Genomic DNA, 26,556 nt, shown 5'->3' with positions numbered 1-26,556 from the left:
CAGGCTCGTGCCGCGCTGTCGCGCGACATCACTTCGCCCGCCAGCGGCAGCACCAGCAATGCGCCCGGATAGGCGGTGAGTGTCGCTGCATCGGGGGCGCCTTCGACCCGCTCGAGCCGGAAATGCGGCCCGTCGAAAAGCACCTGCCCACGCTGCGCCACGCTGCCGCGATGTTCCTTTGCGTAAGGTACGCCACGAGCCACCGCGAGCCCGCGTTCGAGATGCAGTTCGCGAGGGCGGCCATAATCGTACAGTCGGAAGGTGGTGTCGCTGTTCTGCTGAACCTCGAGCAGCGAAAGGCCCGGGCCGATCGCGTGAACAGTGCCTGCGGGCAGATAGAACAGGTCGCCCGCCTGCGCTGGGTGCCAGGTTAGCAGCCTTTCGATCGTGCCGTCAGCTGCGGCGGCTGCGATGTCATCGGAGCTGGCCTCGCGCTCGAACCCGATGGCGAGCCGCGCACCGGGTTCGGCATCGAGCACCAGCCAGCATTCCTCCTTGCCCGCTTCGCCTGGCTTGGCCTCGGCATCGGACGGGTGCACCTGTACCGAGAGCTTGTCCGAGGTGAACAGGTATTTGACCAGCACCTGCGGCAGTTCGGGCGGCGGTTCGAACCAGATTTCGCCGATCGTCTCACCTTCCGGCGCGGAGAAGGGGGCGGGCAGATGTTCGCGGCCCCAGACCTTGGCGACCATGCGACTGGGAAGCTGGCGGGCGGGTGTCATCACTGGTTCACCGCGCCGGGCAACTTGCCCACTGCCTGCGCGCCATCGCGGGTGGTGACCAGTACCTCGTTGCCGCACACGATGATGCAGACATCCTCGAGGCCGACCGCCGAAATGCGCGGTCCGTCGGTCAGCGCCAGGACGCCGCGACACCGGTTGAGATCGACCGGCCCGCCGCGTCCCACATTGCCTTGCGCGTCCGCCGTGCCCGCCAGCGCATCGGAGAGCGCGGCCCAATTGCCAATGTCGGACCAGCCCATGCTGGCCGGTACCATGGCCGCACGGGTGGTGTTCTCCATCACCGCGTAATCGATCGAATCCCCTGCGATCGCGGCGAAAGGTTCTGCGGCGGGATAGAACCGTGCGCCTTCTTCGCACCCCTCGTCCACCGCCTTCTTCACCAGCCGTGCCATGTCCGGGCGATGGGCGGCGAGTTCATCCAGTAGATGTCCTGCGCGAAAAGCGAAAATACCTCCGTTCCAGCAGAACCGGCCGCTGGCAAGGTATTCCTGCGCGCGCGCCAGATCGGGCTTCTCGACGAAACGCGCGATGGCGAAACCGCCCGCCAGTGGCTCCCCGCGTTCGAGATAGCCATAGCCGGTTTCGGGCCGTTCCGGCGCGATCCCGAACGCAACAAGGTAATCCTGCCGTGCCAGCTCTGCCGCAGCCATCGCCGCAGCGCGGAAGACGGCGGAATCGGCTATGTGATGATCGCTCGGACAGACCAGCATCACCGCCTCTTCCGGAAGCAGCGCGGCCGCTAACGCGATGGCGGGCGCGGTGTTGCGCGCCGCAGGCTCCACTACCAGCCGCGCGCCGGGTGCATCGCCAAGCTGTGCCATGATCAGATCGCCATGCGCGGCGCCCGCTACCACCATTGGCGCGGCAAAGCGATCATCCTCGGCGCCCCGGCGAACGGCCTGTTCGAATAGGGTTTCGGCGCTCACCAACGGCAGGAACGGCTTGGGTAGGGATTTGCGACTTAGCGGCCACAGCCGCGTGCCGCTGCCGCCGCACAGGATGACCGGATAAATGGCTGTCATGCAAAGTATTCCTGATTATGTGGCGGTAGCGACATCGAGAATAGAGCCTCACCTCAAGAGGTTCAGCGCAATCGCCCGCATTTCCGTGCGCATGTCCGGTCGGGCGAGCGCAATCGTCAAGATCGCCTCGACGAAACCGATCTTGCTGCCGCAATCATACCGAGCGCCGTCGAAGGTGACCGCATGGAACGGCTGCGTGCCGATCATGTTCACCATGGCATCAGTCAGCTGGATCTCGCCGCCCGCCCCCTTGCCCTGTGTTTCCAGCACTTGCAACACTTCGGGTTGCACGATGTGATGGCCCAACACGATCTTGTTCGACGGCGCATCGGCAACAGCGAGCTTTTCCACCAGCCCGCGCACTTCAGTTAAAGCGCCATCGGACTTGCTCGGATCAATCACACCGTAGGACGAAACCTGCGCCATGGGCACTTCAAGCACGCTAATCAGATTGCCGCCGACCTCATCATACGCATCGACCATCTGATTCATGCAGCCGCTGCCGCCTGTGCGCGAGACCATCAGCTCATCGGGCAAGAAGATCGCGAAGGGCTCGTCGCCGACGATAGTGCGTGCACACCAGATTGCGTGGCCGAGACCCAATGGCACCTGCTGGCGCACCGAGATCACATCGCCGGGGACCACCCGTGTACAGCGGAGCACGCTCAAATCCTTACCGCGCTCGCCCATCGGCTGTTCGAGCTCGTAGGCGATGTCGAAATGTTCGACGATCCCGGTCTTGTCGCGACCGGTGACCAAGATCATCTGTTCGACCCCCGCCTCGCGCGCTTCATTGACCGAGTACTAAATCAGCGGGCGGTCCACCAAGGGCAGCAATTCCTTGGGCACCACCTTGGTCGCGGGGAGGAAACGGGTGCCGAGGCCGGCAACCGGGAACACGGCTTTGCGGATCGGCTTCTAAGGCATGCGTCAACCTTGATGGCTAGATTTTGATTATTGCTGACGTGATCCGCAGCTTTCGCCCAGCTGGGATTAAAGTCGGCCGCTTGTCCTTGCGGTACCTTTCCGGACCGATAAGTTCAGCGATCAGCAAGGCGGCGGTCAGGACGGCTTCCGTGCGCAGCAGATCATCGACTTTGCCAGTACGGGGACCCTGCCGACTCTAACGAAACGTAGATCGACGAAGCCAGCCTCGGTCAGCAGGCTTGAGAGTGTCGCGATCAAAAAAACTTGATGTGACCGGCGTCCCACATGGCAGTGAAGTGCTTGTCCATCTTGCCCGATGGGGCAAGAGCGATATTCTTGAAGTAGCTTCGATAAAGCGTTGAGACGACGACGCCCCCCGCCCGGTCGGACAAGGTTGGACATGGTTTCGGCGTAGAGGCAGGGGTCATAGAGGTGCTCGACAACTTAAAGGCTCACAACTGCGTCGAATTGACCATAGGCAACGGCCAAGTCATCATAAGCGGAAGCGACATCGTAGCGGATCTCCGGAAAGGCTGCTTGGGCTCGCTCGATCCCCGTCTATGACGCGTCGACACCGACCACCTCATACTTCAGAGAGAGATGCGCTGCCATGCTGCCATTGCCGCAACCCAGATTGAAAACGCGCTTTGGCTTCAGGCTTTCGAGCATGGCGTGAATATGGGGCTGCAGGTAATCATGCGTGTGAAAATGCGCCGCATTGGTATAACTTTAGTCAGGCGTCTGCTGCTGCTTCATCAGGTTTTCCTCGGCATAACTTCTTACTGGAGCAGATCTTTGAGAGCCGCCGCAATCGTCAGTCGCCGGGGCAATTGTGCGAGCACAGCCGCGGATTTGGAGTTGGCCAGGCGACTGCGCATCTGAATTCTGGGCCGAGGGATGCAAAAATGGCCTACCCCCGCCCGACGCTCACATATTCGAACCCTGCAGCACGCATGTCTTCGGGCTTGTAAATGTTTCTGAGGTCGACCAGCAGCGGCGCCTTAGCGAGCGCCTTCACCCTTTTGAAATCGAGCGCGCGAAAGGCGTCCCACTCGGTCACGATCACCACCACATCGGAGCCTTCGATAGCCTCGTAGGCATTGGCGCACATGGTCACGTCCGCCAGCAGTGGCGCGGCCTGCTCCATGCCTTCAGGGTCGTAGGCCGCGACCGCGACGCCAGCATCGAGCAGCGTCTGCGCCACCGCAATGGCGGGGCTGTCGCGCATGTCGTCGGTGTTGGGTTTGAAAGTCAGGCCCAGCAGCGCCGCCTTCTTCCCGCGCGACTCCTCGAAGCCGCCCAGCGCATCGACGACCTTGCGGCCCATCGCACGCTTGCGGGTGTCGTTGACTTTGACCACCGCCTCGACGATCCGCACCGGGCTGTCATAATCCTCGGCGGTCTTGAGCAGCGCCAGCGTGTCCTTGGGAAAGCATGAGCCGCCATAGCCCGGCCCGGCGTGCAGGAACTTCGAACCGATCCGACCATCCATCCCGATCCCGCGGCTGACGTCCTGCACATTGGCGCCGACCTTCTCGCATAGATCGGCCATCTCGTTGATGAAGGAGATCTTGGTCGCCAGGAAGGCGTTGGCGGCATATTTGATCAGCTCGCTGGTCCGGCGCGAGGTGAACAGGATCGGGCTTTCGTTGAGAAACAGCGGGCGGTAGACCTCGCGCATGACCTCGCGGCCGAACTCGTCCTCGGCGCCGATGACGATCCGGTCGGGGCGCTTGAAATCGCCGATCGCCGCGCCTTCGCGCAGGAACTCGGGGTTGGAGACCACGGCAAATTTGTGAGCGATCCCAGTTTCGCGGATGATCCGTTCGACCTCGTCGCCGGTGCCGACGGGCACGGTCGACTTTGTCACGACCACCGCATCGCCCGCCAGGCTTTCGCCGACTTCGCGCGCGACTTCATAAACGAAGGTGAGATCGGCATGGCCATCGCCGCGGCGGCTGGGGGTGCCGACCGCGATGAAGATCGCATCGGCGCCCTTGATGCCGTCGGCGAGCGAAGTGGTGAAGCTCAACCGTCCGGCCTTCACATTGCCATCGACCAGCGCATCGAGCCCCGGCTCATAGATCGGCATGACGCCAGCGTGCAGCCGATCGATCTTGCCCTGATCCTTGTCGATGCACACCACATCGTGGCCAAAATCGGCGAAACACGCCCCCGACACGAGCCCGACATAGCCCGAACCCACCATCGCAATCTTCAATTGTGAAATCCTGACCTGTTTAGCGCTTAGCGAGCAACGTAGAGGGTTGGCACCTCAGCTTCATTCTTACGGAGCAGTTCTTCGAAATACTCAATGGTCTTGACGAGACCTGCCCTCAGCTGGGTCTTGGGCTCCCAGCCCAACTTCTCGCGAGCCAGCGAAATATCGGGTTGGCGCTGCCTCGGATCATCCTGAGGAAGCGGCTTGTTGACGAGCTTCGACTTCGAGCCGATAAGATCAAGCACCTGCTCAGCGAGCTCCTTGATGGTGAATTCGTTGGGATTGCCGAGGTTGACCGGCCCCGGGAACTCGCTCCCAGTGTCCATCATCCGAAGGAAGCCCTCGACCAAGTCATCGACATAGCAGAACGAACGGCTTTGCTGGCCATCGCCGTAGATCGTGATCGGGTGCCCTTGCAGAGCCTGAATGATGAAATTGGACACGACGCGTCCGTCATTGGGGTGCATGCGCGGACCGTAGGTGTTAAAGATCCGCACCACCTTGATGTCGAGCTTGTGCTGGCGGTGGTAGTCAAAGAACAGCGTCTCTGCGCAGCGTTTGCCTTCATCATAGCAAGCGCGCGGACCGATCGTATTGACGTTGCCCCAATAGCTTTCGGGCTGCGGATGAACCGAAGGGTCGCCGTAGACCTCGGAGGTTGAAGCCTGCATGATTCGGGCCTTCACGCGCTTTGCGAGGCCCAACATGTTGATTGCCCCTATCACGCTGACCTTGGTCGTTTGGACCGGATCAAACTGGTAATGGATCGGGCTTGCCGGGCAAGCAAGATTGTAGATCTGGTCGACCTCGACATAGAGCGGAAAGCAAATATCCTGACGCATGAACTCGAAGCGTGGGTGTCCGACCAAGTGATCGAGATTGCTCTTGTCACCTGTAAAGAGGTTGTCCACGCAAAGCACCTCATCGCCGCGTTCGAGCAGGCGGTCGATCAGGTGTGAACCGAGGAAGCCGGCACCGCCCGTGACGAGGGTGCGTTGGCGGCGGAGACTACCTGTCATGCTAAGAACATCCTTTTTTCGATTGCCTTGATTTCGACGCTAGCAGACAGCAGCGTCACCTGATGATAGATTTTCATGCAGCCCGCCACGCCGATGGCGAGAATTCGCTCAGCCATGAGTTTTATTCGCTGCCGACTGCTCTAGGATGAGTAGCCTGATGGTCTGGAAATACCAGACCTTATAGGCGGCATAGTGGAACCCGGCCCCGCCATCGAGGAAGCCCAGTTTCGCAAAATAGGTTGCCGCAAAATAAAACCACGGAAACCACCATTTGGGGAGGTGGCGATACTTAAACCGCTGGCGATCGGTCATGGCCGCCCACACCGCTTCGTCCCCCTGCATCTTAGCAAAACGTTTCGCCTCCCATTGAGCATAGTCGCGATGTTTGGTCACGAAGTGGGCTAGGCCGCGATCGTCGCGGTGCTCAATGCAAGCTTTAATCTCGCCTACTTCGCCCTCGACTATGGGGTGTTCGTGGATTTCCATGTCGAGCTGGCTCCAGCCATCCTCGTCGATCCGTTCGAACAGCGCCCTGCCGACGCGGAGTAAGGCCATCTTCCGTTGGGCAACGCCGTGGCGCAGTGGTCGCCCAAGGAAGAAATTGTCATAGGAGATCCAGTATCCGCTCAAGTCACTGTCCGGCAGTTCGGCCTGAAGCGCATCGCAGAACGCTTTGTCGACGAATTCGTCGGCGTCGAGGAACAGCACCCAATTCTCCTTGGGCGGATCGTTCATAAGGAACCAATTGCGCTTTTTGGGAAATTTCCCGTCCCAACGGAAATTGACAACGCGTGCACCATAATCGCGCGCGATCTCACAGGTGCGATCGGTCGAACCGCTGTCGATCACCACAATTTCGGAGAACCGCCCAAGCCGCTCCAGGCAACGCGCCAAGTTCGCTTCCTCGTTCTTTACTGGGACCACGACCGTTACGGGAAGCTCGGATGGATCGGGATGCGACATTAGGGGCGCCTCATTAGTGATGTGCAACTGCGATGACCACCGCAAATGTTGGGTCGTGCAGGGTGCATGGACGACATCCTTACGAGGTCTACTCGACTTTTTCAGTCTTGGCCGCGAACCTTCGTACGGCCCAGCGCTGGGTGGGCTTTTCGATCAGCCGGTAGCTTACAAAGCCCGCCACGAGAGATGCTAAGATGCCGAATGCAAATGGCAGGTCGAACACAGCGTTTGGTCGTGTAAAAATATTCTGCCAGAGATAGATGCTATAACTCGACAATCCGATCACCTGCAACGGACGGCTGCACAGCAGGTCGTGAGCGATTCCCCGCTCTCCATGATGCGCCGTCCAGACTATGCCTGCGGCGATGATTGCTTCGATCGTCGTGCCGATCGTCAGGCTGTAGTACGAAGCGAGCGGCTTTCCGAGAAAATATGACACTGAGAAAAGTGCTGCAAGCAGGATCGGGAGCGCATAGCCGCGAGCCAGCCATCGGGCCCGCTCCATAACCCTTAGGGGAAAGAGAGCGAGCAAGCAGCCTATCAGCAAAGGATCGGCAGCCGTGTGGAACATCTTGGTGAGAAACGGCCGGCTTGTTTCGAACAAGACGTAGGAGCCCAGTCTGACCGCTGGCAACAGAACAATCGTCGCGCAGAGCAGGATAATCAGCCGTTTGCGATCGGATACTGCGAAGAAGGCGATCGGCCACAGCCAGTAAAACTGCTCTTCGACTGCAAGGGACCAGAGATGCATCAAATGAGCGGCCGAAGCCTGGTATCCTTCAGAGCCGTTGATCACGGGGAGAGCATAATTCCAGACATGCAGCGACGCGAATAGAAGGTGCAGCCAGTCGGCGATCTCGTAAGACGTCGTAAGCTTCAGCAACGTGAGAAACGCCAGATAGGCATATAGCGCAGGCCACAGTCGTATGATCCGGCGCCGATAGAAGGAACCGAAGGAAAAAGTGCCCTTGTCCTGCTCTCGCATGAAGATCGACGTGATGAGATAGCCGCTCAACACGAAGAAAAGCGTCACACCGGTTGCAGCTCTTCCCAAGAAATCGACCGGAGCATCGGCTATTGGCGAGTACATTGGGAGAGCATGACCGACGACGACCATCATAACTCCGACAGCTCGCAGGCCGTCCAGCGCGCCGACACGCCCTGCCCCTTGAAAAGCGTCGGAGGCGCGCCACTCCGCGCTTTTCGGAGCCATGCCCGCGCTTAAGAAGTCGCCCTGAGAACTCATTGAGAAGCGGGCTGATCGTCGATCAAGGGGCGATCGGCCACCCTTTTGGCAGGGTTCCCCGCGGCGATCGTGCCGGCTTCGATATCCTTCATCGTTACCGCCCCTGCGCCAAGGATGGCCCGGTCGCCTAGCGTCACGCCGGGGCCGACAAAGGCGTCGGCGCAAACCCATGCGTCATCTCCGATCACTATGGGCGTCTTTACGAGGGGCATGGCGGGGTCGCGCCAGTCATGCGTGCCAGCACACAGATGCGCATACTGCGAGATTGTCACGCGCGCACCGATCCGGATCGGCCCCAGCGCGTAAAGGATCGCGTGATCGCCAACTGCGGATTCGTCGCCGATCGCGATGTTCCACGGAATGGTGATCCGAACGGTGGGATAGATGTGTGCGCCTTTGCCGATTTCCGCACCAAAAGCGCTTAAGAGCGCCCGTCGCCACCCCCACAGGATGCGCGGACTGAAGCGGAACAGCGGCGTCGCGAGCGCCCAGAGCACACGTCCGACCAATTGGGCCCGGCTCCATTTCCGCGCCGCGCGGTTGGATGAAATGTCGGTGCCCATCGTCTCCCTTCGTCTACGCGCGCACCAAACGAACACAAGCGGGCGGCTCGCCGCCCTCCACCATCCAGCGATAGACTTCAAGGTGCCGTGCAGCGACGCTCGGCCAACTGAAACACTCCTCGACCAGCGACCGCCCCACCTCCCCCAATGGTGGCAGATCCGTGTCGAGCAGAGCTTTCGCAAGCTGGCCGGCAAGCGCGTCGGGATCGGTAGAGACTTTGATAGCAGCCCCACTTTTAAAGCCCTCTGGCAGGTTGCACTCGGCCGTCATCAGCACCGGCAGGCGGTAGGCCCACGCTTCAAGAACCGACATCGGCAGACCTTCAGAGAAGGACGGCAGCACGAACGCATCGGCCGAACGGAGCAGCGTGTCCTTCTCGGAGCCGAAAGCCGGGCCGGTAAGCTCGACGCTATCGTTTTGCCCCAGCGCAAGGATGTGGCTGTTCAGTGGGTCGGTATGGCCGCCATCGTCCCATCCGGCGATTTGCAGCTGCCAGTGCTCGGCCAATTCAGGGCGGGCCCTCCGCGCCCTCGCCCACGCAGAGATGAGCTCCTTTAGCCCTTTTTTCGGATGTATGCGGCCAAGGAAGAGCAGCGTTCGCCGACCCGTTTTTATCGTGCGAACAGCCACTCCCGGAATGTCGGTCGCATTTGGAATGATAGCAATCGGGCCGGTGAGCCCGTACCGACGCATGGACGCCGCCTCCGACGCGTTAAGCGCGTGAAGGCAATCGGCTTCGCGCAGGTTGCGATTTTCGAACCACGCGCCGACCAGTTTCTTCTTCCAGGCCGAGTTTGCCAGCGCCCAAGGATCGAGCATGCCGCGCGGGCTGATCATGACCGGTCGTCCCGTCCGCCGTTTCCAGCAATTCACGCTGCGGGAGGTCAATTGCCAGATGCCATGCAGGTGAAGAAAGTCGTGATCGGCAGCCGCAACCTGCCGATCGAGATCGGGTGCGTATGGCATGTGCCGCGACACCAGAGTCGGAAGGACCTGCGGCACCAGCGGTTTCCATTCGCACAGGTCAGCGGCGCTGTGTTCGTCCTCTAGCGCGTATACGCTTACCTGCGCACCCGCCTTGGCGAGATGGATCGCCGATTGGCGTACCGAATTGAAAAGCCCGCCTGCATTTCGCGACATCGAGCCGGTGACGATCCCTAGCGAAAGGCTCACGTCTCAGCCCCGCTCGGCGCGAGCCGCCCGCGCGATCGCTAGATCGAGCGCTAGCCGCGCGAATACGCCGGGCCTCGCCGAAGTGCTTCGCGCCGCCGAGGCCGCTTGGTGCAGGCCTTCACCAAACCCTTCAGGACGCAGCTGCTCGACCTTGGCACGTGCCGCTTCCAGTAGCGGCGCATCGGACGGAAGCTGCGCGAGTTTGCCGAGCGCGGCAGTGATGTCCTCGGTGGAATGGGGATCGAAGCTGAATCCCGTAATGCCATCATCGATCAGGTAATGTGTCGATCCGCAGCGATTCGAGGCCGCCACGGGTAGCCCCGCCGCCATCGCTTCGTTGATAACGAGGCCCCATTGCTCGGTTGTGCTGGCGTGGATGAAGGCACCGGCCGTCCCGTAATAGCGCACGAGCGCATCGAGCTGGAGAAATCCGGGAAGGTGGACATGCGACCCGAGACCTAGCGCAGCGATCTTGGCTTCAATCTCGCCGCGCAATTCGCCGTCGCCCAGCAGGATCAGCGGCCAATCGGCGGGATCGGCTTCGCGTCGCTTGCGAAAGGCCGCGTAGGCGTCAAGCAAACGCAGCAGGTTCTTCTTGGGAATGAAACGGTTCGAAGCGAGGAAAAACTGGCCGTGGGCTTCGGCAGCAACAGCACCCTCGATTTCTGGAGGCAGGCCCGGCGTGGCCCGCCAACGCGCCGCCGCTTCGCGGAAGAAATCGTTGTCGATGGCATTATAGCCACCGAATATCGCTTCGCGCGGCACGCCCAGTTGCGCGAGATACTCAATCTGCGAGCGATTAGTGGCGAGACCTCCACCGTAATGCGCCACAATCCCTCGCTTGACGTTCTCGGTGAGGGACTTGCGCTCGAAGTCCCAAGCGTTCGTCTCCGACATACAAACGGCTGCAATCCCGGCCCTCCGCGCCCATCGCAGCGCGCACAGCGTGACCATGTTAGACCAGCCAGGCAAGGCGATAACGTCTGGCTTCCAGCGCCCGACTCGCTCCTCCAGTCGCGCTTCGACGACCACCGGGTCGCTTTCCTCTCCGGCCTTATCGGTCAGCGCTACGTGATCTAGACCATTGGGAAGATCGGGCGGCGTCCAGTCATAAACCGCGCGGTGCGGCGCGCCCTCAACCGCGAGCACCTCCGCCTGTGCCATCGCGCCGCGCAGCCGCGCGACATGATAGGGGCCGAAGCGATCGAAGAGGACAGCGATCCTCATACCAGTTCCTCAAATGCGGCCTGTAATGTCCTGATTGCGAAGGGTTCGTAGGCCATGTGGCTGGCCACGTAATTGCGGATTTCGTTGCGTGAAATGCCGCCGCTCCTGATCTGCTCTGAAATGTGCTTCAGTACCTGACGGAGCTCTGTGACATCATAACCTTCGACCACCGTGCAAAACGCGGTGTCGCTCGCCAACCGCCGCGCATCGCCGAACGGGGTAGCGATCAGGGCAAGCCCGCCCTTAAGATATTCGGTGAGGCGTCCGGGCTGTTGGTTCGTGTGCCCGAACGAGTCGGCGTAATCGTAAAGAAGGAGTCCGATATCGCAGGAGGCCATGACCGCGAGCATCCGATCAAAAGGCAGCAGCCCCATGTCTATCATGTTGGGCGCAGCGCAATCCGGCGGAAGCTTGGTTGCGCCAGTAAACACTGCAACGATGTTTCGATCCAGTTCGACTGCCGCTTCGACAAACTGCGCCGACAACCGCCCAACGGAATACCCGCCGCCCGCAAAGACGATAACCATGTCCTCGACCGACGCGCCTGCGAGTTCAGCGATTTGGTTTCTGATGTCTTCGCAGCGCTTAGGCACCTCGTGCGCAGCAGGGAGATACGTCGGCAGCACAAGGATTTCATCGCTTCGGCCCGCAAGTTCCTTGGCGCGCGCGGCCCGGGCGGCCTCGTTCCAGATGACGACTGGCGCGCGCTTGACGACGCGTTTTTCCAAACGTGCGGGCAGGCTTTCAAGATCGGCGATCCAGTCCTGCGAATGGTAAATGTAGCGACGATGTCCGAGCCACAAGGGAATGGTCGCATAGACCACGCTCACGAAGCTCGCAAAATACAGCACGGCGCGTCGGAAAAGTAGCGCATCGAGGGCAACTCGCACAGCAAACAGTAGCCTCGCTAATCGGCCGGTGGGGATCGTCCTCTCAATGATCCGTGTCGCGGAAGGCAGTTGCTGCTTCATGAAATCGACGAGCAACCCTTGATGCGGTGCAAGGGCTTCGGGTCGGTAGGCGATGATCTGCCGGGGCGCTTTCATTAGAGGGTATATCCAAAATGCTCGAGGTGCTCGCCGAATTTGCATTCAACCATCGCTTGCGCGGCAGACGAGAAACGGTCGTGGTGATCGGGCGCGAGCGCGGCCTTCCCGCGCCACGGCAGCGTGCGATCGCCAAGGCCAAGCTCCTCGACGCGATCGTCAAAATTGTCCTGCAAATATTCGAACAGTAGGAAATGCGCGGTTGTCGTTCGATTGTGTTTGTCGACGACGAAAGCCCTCTCGGTCTGGCAGTGCGCGCTTAAAATGTGATCGGCCCGCGACACATCGAGCAATTCGGCGGGCGTCCCTTCAAACGAGGCTGCGCCATCCTCCTTGCCCTTGGAGCGCGTCACCGAAGAAACGGCCCGACCATAGGGATTTCGGCAGCTTGCGAGGGAGGGGTGCGGCTTTTCGGTCGGCGTTGGTCCGGCCGATTCTAATTCGGCGTAGGTCAAGCACCGGGCCGCTACCGCGATCTCGGGCGTTCCTACGACGAGGCGATAAGCAACGTCGGACCGGCTAAGGTTTAGCATTCGGCGGACTGCGAGGTTGACCCAGTTGGGCTGCTCTTAATGCGCATTGTCGTGCGCTGGCTGGAACGTCTCTTCGATCGATCGGCCGTCGTTTCTTGGCATATGGTGGAACAGTTCGGGAAAAACGACATATAAATTTTATAGGTGCCTTTCAGGTGCGATACCACAATGCGGGCAGCGGAAGCGAAGCACGCGTAGTTACATTATCAACGTCGAGAGGGTGGGGGAAAGGTCCAGTGGCGAAATGATCTAGCACACCGCGATCCTTGCGATAAAAAGTAAACTCGAGAACCCGCGGAATTTCGATCCCGTATCGACTGTCGCTGCCGCAGCAATTGTTCGGATGGATATGGACCACGGCGTGATGACGCGTCAGCTTGTCGGTGAGTGCTTCGATCAGTCCGGCGGAAAACCTCCCGAACAGTTGGCCAAAATCGTGGACCTCGAGAACGATCATTCTGAAACGTCCTAAAAGATCATCCGCAGTATCGAGCAGCACTGGAAACTCGGCGCCCTCAATATCCATTTGTAAAATCAGGTCGCCGGTTTCGAATTCGCCGTCGACCAATGTTTCCAGCCTGACGAAAAGATCGTCGTTTCGGGTGCCGAGGAACTTTTTGTAGAAGTTGAAATTCTCGTGGCTGACCGGCGGTCCTAGCACCGAGGCGTCTGCCATAACGACTTTCAAGCCGCGCTCGGCCATCTCGAGATCGAAACCGACCTCTCCTGCGACGCCCGGAGATACGCAGCCCACGATACCATGGAAATCGTCGGGCATGAGGTATCCACCATCACCGGACGAGCCCACGCGGATCAATTCACCTTGAATCTGCCGGGGGCGAAGTTTCTCGATCGTCCGGCGCACTTGTTCCGCTGTCGATGCCTTGTCGAGCCAGGCATTGCCGAGCCACAGCGTCTCAGTCGTGATCTTGGTGCCGAGATACATCCGGCGTTTGAGACCGCGCAGCGAGTTCAGGAGTTCTTTGGAAGCCAAGTTATATTCTTTCTGCTGGTCCAAGCGCCTAGAAGGGGAAGGAAGACTGGAGTGCTAGGCCGTTTGAAAACACGTCCCGCTCCCGTAAGAGTTTGCTATTCATGGCGAGGCGGCGCCCCTCTACGAGCCCGTGAAGGCGGAGGAACGCACAAAAGAACCATGACCAGATAGATCACGAATTGCGGCACGATATATGTCATGTCGGCCGAGACAGTCGAAATGGCCACCGGTATCATGAGTACCAGAAAAATTTCGGCACGCTTGCTTTTGCGCGCATTATTCTCGAGCGCCGCCATGATACTCCCTACGATCAGGAACAGCACCCCGCCGAAAATCCAGAATTGTTGATACGCCTGAGCAAAGCCCATTGGTGACACGTAAAAGCGGAAAGTGGTGAAGTATGTGTCGGAGTTTTCAATTACAGGCAGGTAAAGATTGTCCTTTGCTTGTGGTCCGAAGAGGCCTGCCGGTACGAACTGCTTAATGAAGGCATTGTAAAAGACCGCACCATATTCGAAGACACCTGTCTCCATCGAATGATAGATCCGCACCAAGCCAGACCCGATTTCGCTGTTTTCGTATGTCGCGCGCGGTGAAAGAGCCTCTCCGATCAGATCGTCCGCATCACGGCTCTTGCCCTCTTCACTGCGCAAGAACGGGAATAGTTTGAAGGCGAGATACATGAACACGATCCCGCCAAGCGCCTTGATCCGGCCCATCTTTAAGCCATGATAATTGGTCAGGAAGTATCCGTAGAACACCCCAACTTTAATGGCCTCGGCGCGGCGAAACAGGAACAAAATGTTTATTAAGGGGATGATGGACAAGAAAAGCGCCCAGATCAAATGCTTGCGCTTGCGGGTGTAGGACCACAGCCACAACTGAATCACGATAGAAACATAGCAAAGTCGGACTAGGAAGATGAGGTAGACTGGCAGGCCCGACCATTCGATCGCATAGCTGCCCGAATTGAGGACGTATTGCCACATGCCGCCCCCGAGACCGGCGAGCGCGAAGAATGCTCCCAGCGACACCGCTCCGAGCGCGATGGAAGCAAAGTGCATGTGTTGTACGGCGCCGCGTGACAGGATGAAGCGCTCTCCCAACGGGGTAGAAGCGGCGCTGCTACTCCGCGTAAAACCGTAGCCCACCAGTCCGGCAATCGAACAAGTCGCGAGCATGAACAGGGCGATATTTATCGTTCCGGTCTGGTAGTAGATATCGAACAGTGTGCCTGCATTGAGAACAAAGTCGGAAAACTCCACAAGGACGAAGGCTACCGTCACAGTTGGAAACAAAAATGCGAACGTAAAGAGTTTTGCACCCTTCGCATTGGCAATAGCGACGAAGGAGAGGCCTAGGCCTATCAGAAAAATGAAGATTAGGGACGAAGTCATGTCGCGCGCGCTGACTTTTCGTATGCGGCGAAGTCCTCGCGCAAGGCCTCGACCAAGCGGTGCCCGTAATTCTCGCGGGTGTAAGACTGCGCGGTCACCGCCGCGCGCTGACCCATGGCGCGCCTCTTGGCCGGGTCACAGAGGAGTTTGGCGACAGTCGCAATCAATTGCTCCTCATCGCCTGCCTTGACAATCATGCCGTCCTCTCCGTGGGTTATCACCGAACCTGATTCGGCGCTTACCACGCATGGCACGCCCAAAGCCATTGCCTCGTAGACAACGGTGGCCGACCCTTCGGAATAGGACGGCAGAACCATCACGTCCGACTGGGCGAGGGTCCGGCGATAGTCGGCGCGGTTCAGGTGGCCCTGGAACCTGACATCGACAGCGACCGCTGCGATCACATCTTCTGGCAGGGCGACCGAACCCAGAACCTCGAAATCCGCCTCCTTTCTCAGCGCCGCGGCAAGCGCGCCGTATTCGAGCGCTCCTTTGCGCCAAGAAAACCGCCCGCAGAACGTTACGCGAGGCCGAGCGCCGGAAGGCTTGTGGTGAGCGGCTTTCGTATCGACCGTCACGCCATAAGGAACAATCCGGGTTTTCTCAGTGGGGATTCCGCAAGACTGCACAGCATCTGCGACGAAACCCGAAGGGCAGTAGATGCGATCGGCAAAAGCCCATTCCGCTTGCTCGACCTCCCCCATGATCCGGGCGAAGGAAATCTCGTTTTCGAGGTCGCTAAGGTCAATGCTTAGGCCGCGCCGCTCGATCCCTTGGCGCATGCGGCTCATAGCTTCGATGAATTGCGCGCGCGGAGCGATACACTGTTCGAGCACGATCATGACGCCCTCGTCGCGTAGGCGGTCGAGCGACGGCAGCATCGCGGTATCGAAGCCGTAGACGATATCCGCACCGGTCTCGCGAACTGCTTTCAAGCTCCGCGCTGCCATCTCCTCCGCGATCTTGATGTGCGGCCACGCCTTCCTGCCACCGTGCGAAAGCACGGCACGATAAGCCAGCCCTTGAGTGTTGTTGCGCGAAACCAAGCTAGAGGGGATACCGCTCGAATAGCGCTGAAGCTGTTTAAGCCGGTGCGGCTTTTCGAAGTGCAGATCGGTCACGAGGCGCGCCAGCCCATCGGCGTGATAGAGCGCCAGCGGCACCCCGTAATCCATCCGAGCACCTATCTGCTGTACAACCGCTTTCACCGCCACTCCCCGCGTGTCACTCAAGCCTGATCGGCAAGGTGGAGATTCCTGTCTGATGCTTGGCGCCCCTTGACAATTGAAGGCCAAACAGTCCGAGCTGAATTGGCATACCGTTTGTGAATCCCGTCATGGCGTGGGTATACACAAGCCGACGACATTGGCCGCACCGACGCCAACGCATCGAACGGTTTTTGGCGAGCACACCGCTTCGGTTCTCCATACGCGCGTTACCACCTCAGAAGACCCGATGAGCTCAAGCGTAAACAAATTAGATATCAGAATAAGAATGGCGGGATACGAATTGAGAAAGCCCACTTCAGCAAGGACTAGGTAGAATCTGCCTGTCAAGACCGACACAAGCCCACCAAAATCGTAGTTCCGGAGCCCGGTCGCGTGGTACATGTTGCAAGGGCGCGCGTCTCATACTCTTCGCCGGCGGCAAACAGCTTGACGAGCTTGGGTTCTGCAAGATCCGAAACGAAAACGATAATATCTATGCCGCGTGGGCTGCCGCGAAATGTCACGCAAACCCTTGGGGCCATCTGCACTGCCAACAGATGACACGCGATATCGCATGCGAAGATTGCTTGGGCTTTCAATCAGCGTCAGCCAACGATCTGGCATAGGAAGCTCTCCCAGCGATCGGTCAGCGTATCGAAACCAAAGTTCGTAGCATAGTGCCGCTGCAACCTAGCGTGATCGATGTCACCACTCTCGAGCCGCGCAACGAGCGTCTTAACCGCCGGGACGAAATCTCTAATCGAGCCATTGGTGATGGCGCAGTCCGCGTTTGCGTAGTCGGTGATGCCGCCCATCCCGTTGGCGACGAAGGGTAGGCCGCAGGCCATCGCCTCTAATAGGACTAGCGGCGCGCCCTCTTCAGCGACAGTAGGAAGTAGCAATAGGTCGTAGCTTCGGAGCAGACTGATATAAGCTTGCCCATCAGGATAGCGCCCGCGCAGCTTTATCCTGTGGTTGAGGCCCCGCTCCGCGATCATTCTAGCCAGAAGCCCAGCGTCGCTCCCATCGCCCCAGATATCGAGCTGCGTCCCGGTGCCAGCGAATTGATCGAACTCTTCAATTAGCAGGCGCACATTCTTGGATGGTGCGAGTCGTCCGAAATAGACGAAGCGAATCCCCTGAACGATCGGATCGGGGACCCGGACGGGGATCGTGAATTGTCGCTCCAACGGTTCGGGGAGCGCGGGGATAGTTTCGGCATGGCCGTGCCAACCGAATTCGCGAACAAACCGCCTGGTAACCGGAGAACCCTGACCGATAATCGCATCGAATCCAAAACGTGAAAGTAGACGAGGATCCAGCCGGCTAGGTCGCGCGCCGCTCATGACCTCAAAGAACACCTTGCGGCAATCTTTGCCGACGGCAAGTGCACCCAGCATCGCACCCCATCCGGTGCCCGCGACTACTACGACATCCGGCCCGAATCCCCGTAGGGCGCGGACGAGATCGCGCAGACCCGAATAGACGAACACGCCATGGAGCGCGCCATCATGGCCATGCGTCACCATTGGTGGCGGTGATACAATCTCAACCGCGTGCCCCCGTTCGCGCAGTCCTTCCGCAAGGAACCATGTATGGGTCTGGATCCCACCACGCCCATGTATGTAGCCGATCAGGACGATCTTCATCTTTTGCCGTAGTTGATACTTCATGAACAGCGCTTCCGCACAAAGAGATGCGCGGCCAGGGCCGCGATGGCCCGCGCATCCTCTCGGCAGCCTGCATGAAGCGGCAGCAAGATAATGTGAGCAATTACGAAGAGGCCGGTGATAGCAGCACTTTTGATCACAGTTTCGACGATCAACAAATCCTGTGCCAAATATGGGGAAGCGAGGTGTATCAACCCCCAGACTAGTGGCATGCTGACGAGCGACGGAGCGAATTGCGCAGCGAGCTTCGCCAACGGCACCGCGCCGACCCGGGCGACGACTACAAGCAGCGGTGGCGTCACCAGCGCGGAGGCTAGGGCAAGGCTCATCGCCACCCCCACTGGTCCCCAAGTTACGCCGATCGCGAATGCGATGACATGGATCACGGCAGCCGCGACCGCATACCGGCGCATCGCGTCGGTGCGACCTAGCGAAATGAAGACGAGCCGCGCATGCTCCCATACGAAACTTGGGAAGAGCGATAGCGAAAGCAAGGTGAAGATCGTGACGCTCTCTCCCCATTGAGAGCCCAGGACGAATTCGATGACAAAGCGCGCATTGAGAGCCAAGACCAATGTTAAGAGAGCAGAGAGAAATGCCAGCGCGCGGGCTACCCTTAACATGTGAGAAGTCCATCTTGGTTTGTCATTCTGGAGCCGCGAAAGTGCCGGGATCACCGCGCTGCTGATCGGTCCGCTGATTAGGCCGATCGGCACCATCAGCACTGAATAGGATCGGGTGTAGTGGCCAAGTTCGGTTGCGTCCCACCGCCATCCGATCAGCGCGCGGTCAGCCTGTTTCCAAAGCCAGCTAGCAAGATTCGCGCCTAGCAAGTTGAGTCCGAACCGGAGCGCCGAACTCGCCTGGGTAAGCGATCTCAGCCGGGAAGGTTTCCAAGGCGAGGCGATCCAGCTCAGCACCATCGCCGTCAGCGAATTCACGACGAGCCCGGCCACTATCGACCAATAGCCGATGCCTCCCTTCCAAGCGCACAAGATCGCCGTAGCCGCTCCAGTCGCGTTGGCCGAAACGTTCACAAGATTAAGGCGTAGGAACTTCATTCGCCGGGTTAAAAGTGCTTGGTGCTGCCCGCGCAATGCCCCTAGCGGGAAGGTGAACGCAATGGCTACGATTACAAGTGTTACGCGTGGCTCTGAAAAGACCATCGATGCAAACGGTGCCAGCAAGATGCACACCGCCGTTAAAGCCAAAGAAGCGAGCATGTCGATGTAGAATACCGCACTCACGTAGTCTTGGTTTATCTCCTCACGCTGAACAGTCGCCATCGGTAAGCCGACATCTGAAAAAAGCCGCACAAACATGGTGGCGACCATCGCCATGCCGACGAGTCCGAAGTCTTCTGGCGTTAAAAGGCGCGAAAGAACTGCAAGCTGGAGAATTTGGATCGCGAACAGCGCTGCGCTAGCACCAAGCGTGATAACTGCCCCACCGAATGCGCGCCGACCGACTGTGCCCTCGAGGTGCGAGGTGTCGAACGGCGATAGCGCGGGCTGAGGGGCGCCGTTGGGAAGACGTTTGTCTGTTGGCCGTGTCACTGCGACATAGGACCCGACCGCCACATCGTGTTTCTGCGAGATCGCAATGTGGACCAACCGGACGAGCATCTCATTCCAGTCTCTTTGTAGAAGCAGATGCTAACTGGGATCACCAAGGTTGTCCCGTCGCTTGCCCAGCCGCCACGCCGCGTTAAGAACAACACATTTTGTGGTCCATCAAGGCTCTCGCTTATGGCCTTCGCGCGCATTTCGGGCTCGATCACTTCTGGTTCGGGGAAATCGGCTGGACCTTGATCGACATACGTCGGCATCCGAAGTTTGTGGGTATGCACGAAGATATCGAGTATGATCCGTCCAACGTTGAGCACCGGCCGCTCGTATAAATCAGTTAGCATTTAGCATTCTAGGACCCCGGGACCAAATTGGGATTAGACTGGTTTCCGTTCATTTCAGTTCGTAGCCGCATGATCTGAATTAATTGGCGCACTGGGCGGACTGGAAGATATCGACGAGCCTGCCGAGCAGCTTCTTGATGAAGTCGCCGTGCGCTTAGATCCTGCCCCAGTGGCAGTCGCCCCCGCTACGCTTGGCAACGGCTCGGCTATGCTCATTATCAAGACGCTGGGAGCGGATGGTGCTAGATGTGCTGACACCAAAATGTACTGCTACCGCTCGGCAACTCGGCTGCCGTCAATCGAAGCGACAACCCCATTCCGACGATCCTGTGAAAGCGTTCGTGCCACCTCGGCGGACCTCCTGCCTCCAGCAGGAAGGTTTAGTCAGACCCGCGCACGCGAAGTAAACTCAAATAAGTCAGAAATTATTGAGACTGTTCTCAAAATCATAAGATCATACTCCTCGCATTCCGAAAATATAAATGTGCTGAGCTCTAATTTATGATGCAGCTAATCCGGAAACTACATCAAAAATACCTTAACATTTGTAACTGCATCCTAATCGACCAGTGACTATTTTGCGGCCTTAGCCCAACGATCAATGTCAAATCATTTGACCTGCGCCTCGCGCATTCGCCGGTCAAAGCCAAGCGGCCCAAAATCATTCAGCTGTACCGATATCGAGCAGCATAAGATATTCATTCCAGATGATTTCTTCGCGCCAGTCTTGTACTTCGTCTCCGCATTTGACAATAATGCGCGGCAACTAGTTGCGCTCTTTGGCAATTCGACCTGAATAAACCAACTCTGTGAACGGTCCGAGCAGAACGGTACGATCGTGTTCGACGACATAGATGCTAGGGGTGTCCAAATTCCCGGCGATCCTGATCATCTCCATATATAGCGCCTGAGAGTGCGCCGAAATCAACCCGAGCGCCAGCTCGGGTGAAATCGCCATCCCGGCATTCTTCACAATTTTCTTTTATAAATTTAATTCTTTAGTTCCGTACTGCCTCAACAAGCTAGGTGTTTAGATGCTTACGCGCATAAGTTCGGCCTTGATCATTTCTTCGACGACATCACGCATGGAGCTTTGCGCCTGCCATCCGAGTTCCCGCTGGGCCTTTCCTGGATCAGCTGCGCTAAAACGTATGTCCGATGGACGTGCCAGATCAGTGTTGTATTCCACATGCTCTCGCCAATCCAGATCAACCGCTTCAAATGCTGCAGCGAGAAAATCAGAGAGGCTCGTCGTTTCACCAGTGGCGATTACATAATCGCTTGCTGTCTTCTTTTGCACCATTCTCCACATAGCTTCGACATATTCAGGCGCACTACCCCAGTCGCGTGAAATATCGATGTTGCCGAGCGCCAACCGGTCAAGATTGCCTCGCTTGATGGCACAGGCTGATCGAACAATCTTGCTGGTCACGAAACGAGCAGGGCGGAGTGGGCTTTCATGATTGAATAGGATGCCATTGCAGGCAAAAATTCCGTAGGCCTCACGGTAGTTAGCGACAGCCCAATGCGCAGCCGCTTTTGCAACAGCATATGGACTTCTAGGCCGGAAGGGAGTGTTTTCGTTGGCCGGTTCGATTCCTGTATCACCAAAACACTCGCTTGAACTTGCGTTATAAAATTTTGGGACCCCACCAATGAAACGTATTACCTCTAATAGGTTCAATACTCCCAGACTTATACTTTCTACTGTCTCAACGGGCTGCTCAAATGAAAGCCCAACCGAACTTTGACCGGCGAGATTGTAAATTTCATCAGGCTCGACCTTCGTGATCGTGGACAGGACGCTACGAAAGTCGGCAAGAGACATTGACCAAAGTTTAACTTCGTCTCTTATTCCTAGTTTTTCTAAGTTGGAAAACGCCGATATTTCTGCATCCCGAGATGTTCCGTGAACTTCGTAGCCTTTCGAAAGCAGTAGTTGAGCAAGATAGCTCCCATCCTGCCCGGAGACACCACATACAAGAGCGCGTTTAGGCATTTCCTAACTTTGTCCGTATCATCTCGAGGTCAGCGGCGACCATTTCGCGAACAAGTTCACGCACGCTGGTCTGGTGCCGCCAGCCCAGTTTCTCGTGAGCCTTGGAAGGATCTCCGAGCAGCAAATCCACTTCGGTTGGCCTGAAATAGGCCGGATCGACCTCGACCAGGCAGCGACCGCCGTCGCAGGCATAGCCCTTCTCCTCGATCCCTTCGCCGCGGAACTCGATCGGAATACCCGCATCTTCGAAGGCCCAGCGCACGAATTCGCGCACCTCGGTGGTCACGCCGGTTGCGAGCACATAATCATCAGGCTCATCCTGCTGCACCATCAGCCACATCCCCTCGACATATTCGCGGGCATGGCCCCAATCGCGCTTAGCGTCGAGGTTGCCGAGGTAGAGCCGGTTCTGCTGCCCAAGCGATATCGCTGCAGCCGCACGCGTGATCTTGCGGGTGACGAAGGTCTCACCGCGCAGCGGGCTCTCGTGATTGAACAGAATGCCGTTCGAAGCATGGATACCATAGGCCTCACGGTAATTAACCGCGATCCAGTAGGCATAGAGCTTTGCCGCCGCATAGGGGCTGCGCGGATAGAAGGGCGTAGTCTCGCGCTGCGGCACTTCCTGCACGAGCCCGTAAAGCTCGGAGGTCGAGGCCTGGTAGAACCGGCAGGTATTCTCAAGCCCGACGATCCGGATCGCCTCGAGCAGCCGCAAAGTGCCGATCGCATCGGCATTGGCCGTGTATTCGGGGGTCTCGAAACTCACCGCAACATGGCTTTGGGCAGCTAGATTGTAGATCTCGTCGGGTTGCACTTCTTGCACGATCCGGATCAGGTTGGTGGAATCGGTCAGATCCCCGTAATGCAGCACAAATCTCGGGTGCTGCACGTGCGGGTCCTGGTAGATATCCTCGATCCTGCCGGTGTTAAACGACGAGGAGCGACGCTTGACGCCGTGGACCTGATAACCCTTATCAAGCAGCAGGCGCGACAGATAGGCTCCATCCTGTCCCGTCACCCCAGTAATCAAAGCTTTCTTGTGTCTCGTCATTCAGCACTTCTTTTCATGAAATGGTTGGACCTGGGGCGCAAATGGGTGCCTTCAGCGCGCCTTATGAAACCAGAGTACCTTAGAGCCTCGTTTATAGATCCGAAAGTTTTTCAGCACTCCACGCTCGATAACTTCGATTGGCACGCATGTAGCGGAAACGAAGCCGGCAAAAGGCAAAACAAGATAAGGCCATGCGATACTCATGTGCTGTGACCGGTCTGATCGCTCAGATCCTCGTTTCCGTCACCCGCGTCGTCCCGCAATTCGCTACCCAACTCCTCAATCTCGCGCTTCAGCGCCAGATATTCCGCGCGCTTGCGGGAAAGGAAGCGCCGCGCAATCGCGCTCTTCGCCGCCAGCCCGCCAGGCGTCAGCACATAGACATAGCGGCGCTTGTCGGCAGAGTGGCGAAACCGGTCGAGCGTAACCAAGCCCCGATCGACAAGTCCGCGCAGAATGTAATTTGTCGCCCCAAGACTAATCCCAAGCTCGTCAGCCAATTCGCGCTGCGATATGCGCGGATCGCGTGCAAGGATCCGAAGAACCTTGAACTGCGCGTCCTCGCGAGCCTGATCGCGTTGGAGGCTCATTAGTGGCCTGCAGCGCCTAGGCTACCGCACGGCGTCAGCCTGCAGGCCCGCCGGTAAGATGTTGAATGAACCGTACTAGCACTAACGAGCCGCATAACGTTCAATTTTGAACAATACGGCGGCCAGCATATATTGCAAGACGCGATTGCGCGTTTTGCGCTTCCCCCCACGAAAGTTTCGCGTCAGTCGCGCAAAAAACCCGCGCGGTCCTTGCTGGCAGTATTGCCTTGGCTCACACGGTCAACTCTTTTTGGGAGGTCGCCTGCGCATCTCACGGGGGCCCATCTTTGGCCCTGCGGAGCGGTATCAAAAGAATTCAGCAAATTTTCCCTTACCTCGTCTTAATTGGCGAAGCGGTCAATTGTTCGTGTCGCGCCCGTCAATCAGGTCGCGACACGGCTGGCGGGCCATCTGCACAGGCCGACACTCTGGCTCGCATCTCGCTGCGTCGATGCACGATCTTGGCTTGGCGAAGATAATGCAGGAAATGCGTCGCAGGCGGCTTGTAGCCAGCGCGGTCGGGGATCGGCGGCGGTTGCGCCGTAGTGTTTCGCGATGTCATCAATCCTCCGCATAGGCTCGCTGCACAATCCTCTCCTCTCGGTCTGCCGTGGGAGGCCTTTTAAACCACCGCGTTTGCAGCACGACCCCGGTGCCGCCAGGCCGCCGCATTCTGCGATTGGATGATTGCTGCGCCGAAGCCATTAGGTTGCGCCAAACCGAGCCGCTCTCTAAAATTTGTAATACGCTGCACCGCAGCAATTGGTCGCTTCGTCGCAAAAACCCGGTTCAACGCAACTTTCGGATCGTCATTCTCGCGACACGTAATTAAACTTAGTCCAGAGTGCCAATTGGGTGTACGTGGCCATCCGAGAGCTGTTAGGGGGATTTCGACATGGTTGATTGGTACTTGGCTCAAGTGAAGCCAAACGCGGACAAAATTGCCCGTCGCAATCTTAATCGCCAAAAATTCCATACTTTCCAGCCTCTTGAGCGCACAACCTCCGTGCGCGGTGGGCATTTTGTAAAGGCGCTCCGCCCCCTTTTCCCGGGTTACCTTTTTTTGTCCTATGGCGAGGCGGCTGCTCCGTGGTCGTTGGTGAATTCGACCTATGGCATTTCTCGGCTGGTAAGCTTCGGTGGGAAGCCGACGCGGGTGCCGCCCGGCATCATCGCTGACCTTCAGGCCGCATGTGGTAACGACGAGGTGGTCGTTGCCGATCAGCTATTTGAGGCGGGAGCAACCGTGACAGTTGCGAGCGGTCCCTTTGTTTCGTTCGTCGGAAAAATTGACAGGTTAACCCCTGACCGCCGCGTCATGGTGCTGCTCGAATTGATGGGTCAGCAGACCCGCGTCAGCTTTGCAGCGGCCGATCTTCGCCCAGCCGCTGGTACGGTGCTTCGTAAGGCTGCTTTGCGATGAACGAGCCGGTGAACACAGCTTTCTCCGAATTCGTCCATGACCCTACACTGGACGAATTCGACACTCGCGGGATCCCGGCGCGGACCGATCTGAAAAATGCCGCGCCCGCCGCACCCAAAGCGAAGGGCAAGGCGCGAAAAGACTCAAGCGGGGACACAGAGGATGAGGGGCACACCCTGCCATCCAGCCTGCTCGACACTCGCGCCACGCTTCTGCGTCGGCTCGAGCTCCCACTTTGCCTTGCGGGCGGCATGGTTCCCGCTCTTTCGGTCTGGGCGCTACAAGGTCGCGCCGCTTTCGCCGGCGGCTTCAACGAGACCCTCATGGCGCTCGCTCTGGCCGCTGCCATAAGTTATTATGTCCTAGCGCGCCTCAGGGAACACGCCAAGGCGCGGCACCTTTCTTATGTCCTGCCCGTCAACTTTGCTATCTTCAGCACTGCGCTTGGCGTGCTTGCCTTGCTGCGACTGCCCTTCTCTGCCTCTCTCTTCGCAATCACGGCCGCAGGCGCAGTATTGACAAGCTTTCTTATAGCAGTGCGGTCCAGGGGTATTATGAAGCCGCACGTCGTCGTCACGCGTGGGCGGGCCAGCGAAATCCAGTTGAGCGGATTCTATTTGCCCGCACCGGCCCTCGCCGATCTCGACGAACTGGTGCGCTCGGGCCGGCGCGGCTGGGCCCTTGTGGCCGACTTGCATTATTGTCATTCCGGTGGCTGGGAGCGCCTCTTCGCACAGGCGTCGCTGGCCGGAGTTCCGGTCTACCATTATCGGCAGATAGCGGAGATGCAGACGGGTCAGGTCAAGATCGCCCATTTGAGCGAAAATGAGCTCGGCTCGCTCATTCCCAACGTCCCCTATATGGCCGTCAAGCGTCTCATCGACCTGTGTGGAGCAATAGCGCTGCTGCCGTTGTGCCTGATAGCCTTCGCGGTCATCGCACTGCTTGTGAAGATCGATTCGCGGGGCCGTGCTTTCTTCATTCAGGAGCGCGTCGGTTTTCGCGGCGATACCTTCAGGATGATCAAGTTCCGGACCATGCGTGAGCGCGATCCTGTTGCCGAGCAACAAGCTGCACGTGAAGATGCGACGACGCAGACTGACGATGAGCGGATCACCCGGCTGGGGCGCTTCTTGCGCCGAAGCCGCATCGACGAATTGCCCCAGATTTTCAATATTCTTGCCGGAGACATGAGCTTCATCGGACCGCGTCCCGAAGCGCGATCACTGGCAGAGTGGTACGAAGATGAGCTGCCGTTCTATTCGTATCGGCACATAGTCCGCCCGGGGATCACCGGCTGGGCGCAGGTCAATCAGGGGCACGTAACGGGCGTAAATGACGTGCTCTCCAAGCTGCGCTACGATTTCTATTACATCAAAAATATCTCTTTGTGGCTCGACTTGCTGGTTGCCCTCAAAACCATTCGAGTGATCCTCACCGGTATTGGTGCGAAGTAAAGCGCAAGGGCCGGCTAGCGAAAAGTTGCTCATTGATCGTGCGGGCGTTTGGCGCATTGCTGTGTGGCTTTGCGGGTAAGCACGAGGTCGTTCGCCGTGCCCTGCCCCCCTTGCTGGCAGAGGCACGCGCCGGGGCTGATCGCTATCTCCACTGCACAGGAGCGGACT

The 26,556-nt window shown here is 58.4% G+C and carries 22 protein-coding genes and 1 pseudogene; 2 read left to right on the top strand and 21 right to left on the bottom strand.

The window, feature by feature from the left end; all coding sequences use genetic code 11:
• From IP79_RS10400 to IP79_RS10295, 21 genes and pseudogenes are all read right to left on the bottom strand, one after another.
• A partial coding sequence (locus IP79_RS10400) for a class I mannose-6-phosphate isomerase (RefSeq protein ID WP_233994172.1) occupies positions 1-722 on the bottom strand: 722 nt, incomplete at its 3' end.
• Positions 722-1,765, bottom strand: a complete 1,044-nt coding sequence (locus IP79_RS10395) for a mannose-1-phosphate guanylyltransferase (protein ID WP_054119233.1) — start codon at positions 1,763-1,765, stop codon at positions 722-724. The genes IP79_RS10395 and IP79_RS10400, both read right to left, overlap by 1 nt.
• A 48-nt stretch (positions 1,766-1,813) precedes the next feature.
• Positions 1,814-2,677 (bottom strand): annotated as a pseudogene (locus tag IP79_RS10390) (UTP--glucose-1-phosphate uridylyltransferase).
• 925 nt (positions 2,678-3,602) lie between these two features.
• Positions 3,603-4,913, bottom strand: a complete 1,311-nt coding sequence (locus tag IP79_RS10380; RefSeq protein ID WP_054119231.1) for a UDP-glucose dehydrogenase family protein — start codon at positions 4,911-4,913, stop codon at positions 3,603-3,605.
• A 26-nt stretch (positions 4,914-4,939) separates the two neighbouring features.
• Complete coding sequence (locus tag IP79_RS10375) at positions 4,940-5,932, bottom strand: UDP-glucuronic acid decarboxylase family protein (protein ID WP_054119230.1); 993 nt, start codon at positions 5,930-5,932, stop codon at positions 4,940-4,942.
• 108 nt (positions 5,933-6,040) lie between these two features.
• On the bottom strand, positions 6,041-6,895 hold the full coding sequence (locus IP79_RS10370) for a glycosyltransferase family 2 protein (RefSeq protein WP_054119229.1): 855 nt from the start codon (positions 6,893-6,895) through the stop codon (positions 6,041-6,043).
• Positions 6,896-6,983: 88 nt separating this feature from the next.
• Positions 6,984-8,141: an acyltransferase family protein gene (locus IP79_RS10365; RefSeq protein WP_054119228.1), complete on the bottom strand. Its 1,158-nt coding sequence runs from the start codon at positions 8,139-8,141 to the stop codon at positions 6,984-6,986.
• Entirely contained in the window at positions 8,138-8,704 is a 567-nt protein-coding gene (locus IP79_RS10360) for a DapH/DapD/GlmU-related protein (RefSeq protein WP_054119227.1), read from the bottom strand. The genes IP79_RS10365 and IP79_RS10360 overlap by 4 nt, the downstream gene beginning before the upstream one ends.
• A gap of 13 nt (positions 8,705-8,717) precedes the next feature.
• A complete protein-coding gene (locus IP79_RS10355; protein ID WP_156318284.1) occupies positions 8,718-9,878 on the bottom strand; it encodes a glycosyltransferase in 1,161 nt (386 codons plus the stop codon).
• Between the two features lie 3 nt (positions 9,879-9,881).
• Positions 9,882-11,105 (bottom strand): glycosyltransferase, encoded by a 1,224-nt coding sequence (locus IP79_RS10350; RefSeq protein WP_054119225.1) that lies wholly within the window; start codon positions 11,103-11,105, stop codon positions 9,882-9,884.
• Positions 11,102-12,151, bottom strand: a complete 1,050-nt coding sequence (locus IP79_RS10345; RefSeq protein WP_054119224.1) for a hypothetical protein — start codon at positions 12,149-12,151, stop codon at positions 11,102-11,104. Before IP79_RS10345 ends, IP79_RS10350 begins: the two co-directional genes overlap by 4 nt.
• Positions 12,151-12,606 carry a hypothetical protein gene (locus IP79_RS10340; protein ID WP_156318283.1) on the bottom strand — a complete coding sequence of 152 codons (456 nt, stop codon included), beginning with the start codon at positions 12,604-12,606 and terminating at the stop codon, positions 12,151-12,153. The genes IP79_RS10345 and IP79_RS10340 overlap by 1 nt, the downstream gene beginning before the upstream one ends.
• 229 nt (positions 12,607-12,835) lie before the next feature.
• A complete protein-coding gene (locus IP79_RS10335; RefSeq protein ID WP_156318281.1) occupies positions 12,836-13,678 on the bottom strand; it encodes an FkbM family methyltransferase in 843 nt (280 codons plus the stop codon).
• Positions 13,679-13,773: 95 nt separating this feature from the next.
• Positions 13,774-15,075: a hypothetical protein gene (locus tag IP79_RS10330; protein ID WP_054119221.1), complete on the bottom strand. Its 1,302-nt coding sequence runs from the start codon at positions 15,073-15,075 to the stop codon at positions 13,774-13,776.
• Positions 15,072-16,283, bottom strand: a complete 1,212-nt coding sequence (locus tag IP79_RS10325; protein WP_156318279.1) for a glycosyltransferase family 4 protein — start codon at positions 16,281-16,283, stop codon at positions 15,072-15,074. Before IP79_RS10325 ends, IP79_RS10330 begins: the two co-directional genes overlap by 4 nt.
• Before the next feature lie 605 nt (positions 16,284-16,888).
• Entirely contained in the window at positions 16,889-17,956 is a 1,068-nt protein-coding gene (locus tag IP79_RS15705; RefSeq protein WP_054119219.1) for a glycosyltransferase, read from the bottom strand.
• Complete coding sequence (locus IP79_RS10315; protein ID WP_054119218.1) at positions 17,953-19,578, bottom strand: lipopolysaccharide biosynthesis protein; 1,626 nt, start codon at positions 19,576-19,578, stop codon at positions 17,953-17,955. Before IP79_RS10315 ends, IP79_RS15705 begins: the two co-directional genes overlap by 4 nt.
• A gap of 1,053 nt (positions 19,579-20,631) precedes the next feature.
• Positions 20,632-20,823 carry a hypothetical protein gene (locus IP79_RS10310; RefSeq protein WP_054119217.1) on the bottom strand — a complete coding sequence of 64 codons (192 nt, stop codon included), beginning with the start codon at positions 20,821-20,823 and terminating at the stop codon, positions 20,632-20,634.
• 72 nt (positions 20,824-20,895) lie between these two features.
• Positions 20,896-21,864: a GDP-mannose 4,6-dehydratase gene (locus IP79_RS10305; RefSeq protein ID WP_054119216.1), complete on the bottom strand. Its 969-nt coding sequence runs from the start codon at positions 21,862-21,864 to the stop codon at positions 20,896-20,898.
• Positions 21,857-22,918 carry a GDP-mannose 4,6-dehydratase gene (gene gmd, locus IP79_RS10300; RefSeq protein ID WP_054119215.1) on the bottom strand — a complete coding sequence of 354 codons (1,062 nt, stop codon included), beginning with the start codon at positions 22,916-22,918 and terminating at the stop codon, positions 21,857-21,859. Before gmd ends, IP79_RS10305 begins: the two co-directional genes overlap by 8 nt.
• A 200-nt stretch (positions 22,919-23,118) precedes the next feature.
• Positions 23,119-23,508 carry a MarR family EPS-associated transcriptional regulator gene (locus IP79_RS10295; RefSeq protein WP_054119214.1) on the bottom strand — a complete coding sequence of 130 codons (390 nt, stop codon included), beginning with the start codon at positions 23,506-23,508 and terminating at the stop codon, positions 23,119-23,121.
• A gap of 895 nt (positions 23,509-24,403) precedes the next feature.
• On the opposite strand from IP79_RS10295, the gene nusG reads away from it, so the two are divergent.
• Positions 24,404-24,931, top strand: a complete 528-nt coding sequence (gene nusG / locus IP79_RS10290) for a transcription termination/antitermination protein NusG (RefSeq protein WP_054119213.1) — start codon at positions 24,404-24,406, stop codon at positions 24,929-24,931.
• The gene (locus tag IP79_RS10285) at positions 24,928-26,388 is read left to right on the top strand and encodes a sugar transferase (protein WP_054119212.1); all 1,461 of its coding nucleotides are present in this window, start codon (positions 24,928-24,930) and stop codon (positions 26,386-26,388) included. Before nusG ends, IP79_RS10285 begins: the two co-directional genes overlap by 4 nt.
• Positions 26,389-26,556: the final 168 nt, after the last annotated feature.

The organism is Porphyrobacter sp. AAP60 (assembly GCF_001296025.1).
Classification (GTDB): domain Bacteria; phylum Pseudomonadota; class Alphaproteobacteria; order Sphingomonadales; family Sphingomonadaceae; genus Erythrobacter.
The sequence above is the reverse complement of the archived record's forward strand: the minus strand, read 5'-3'. Positions and strand labels throughout refer to the sequence as shown.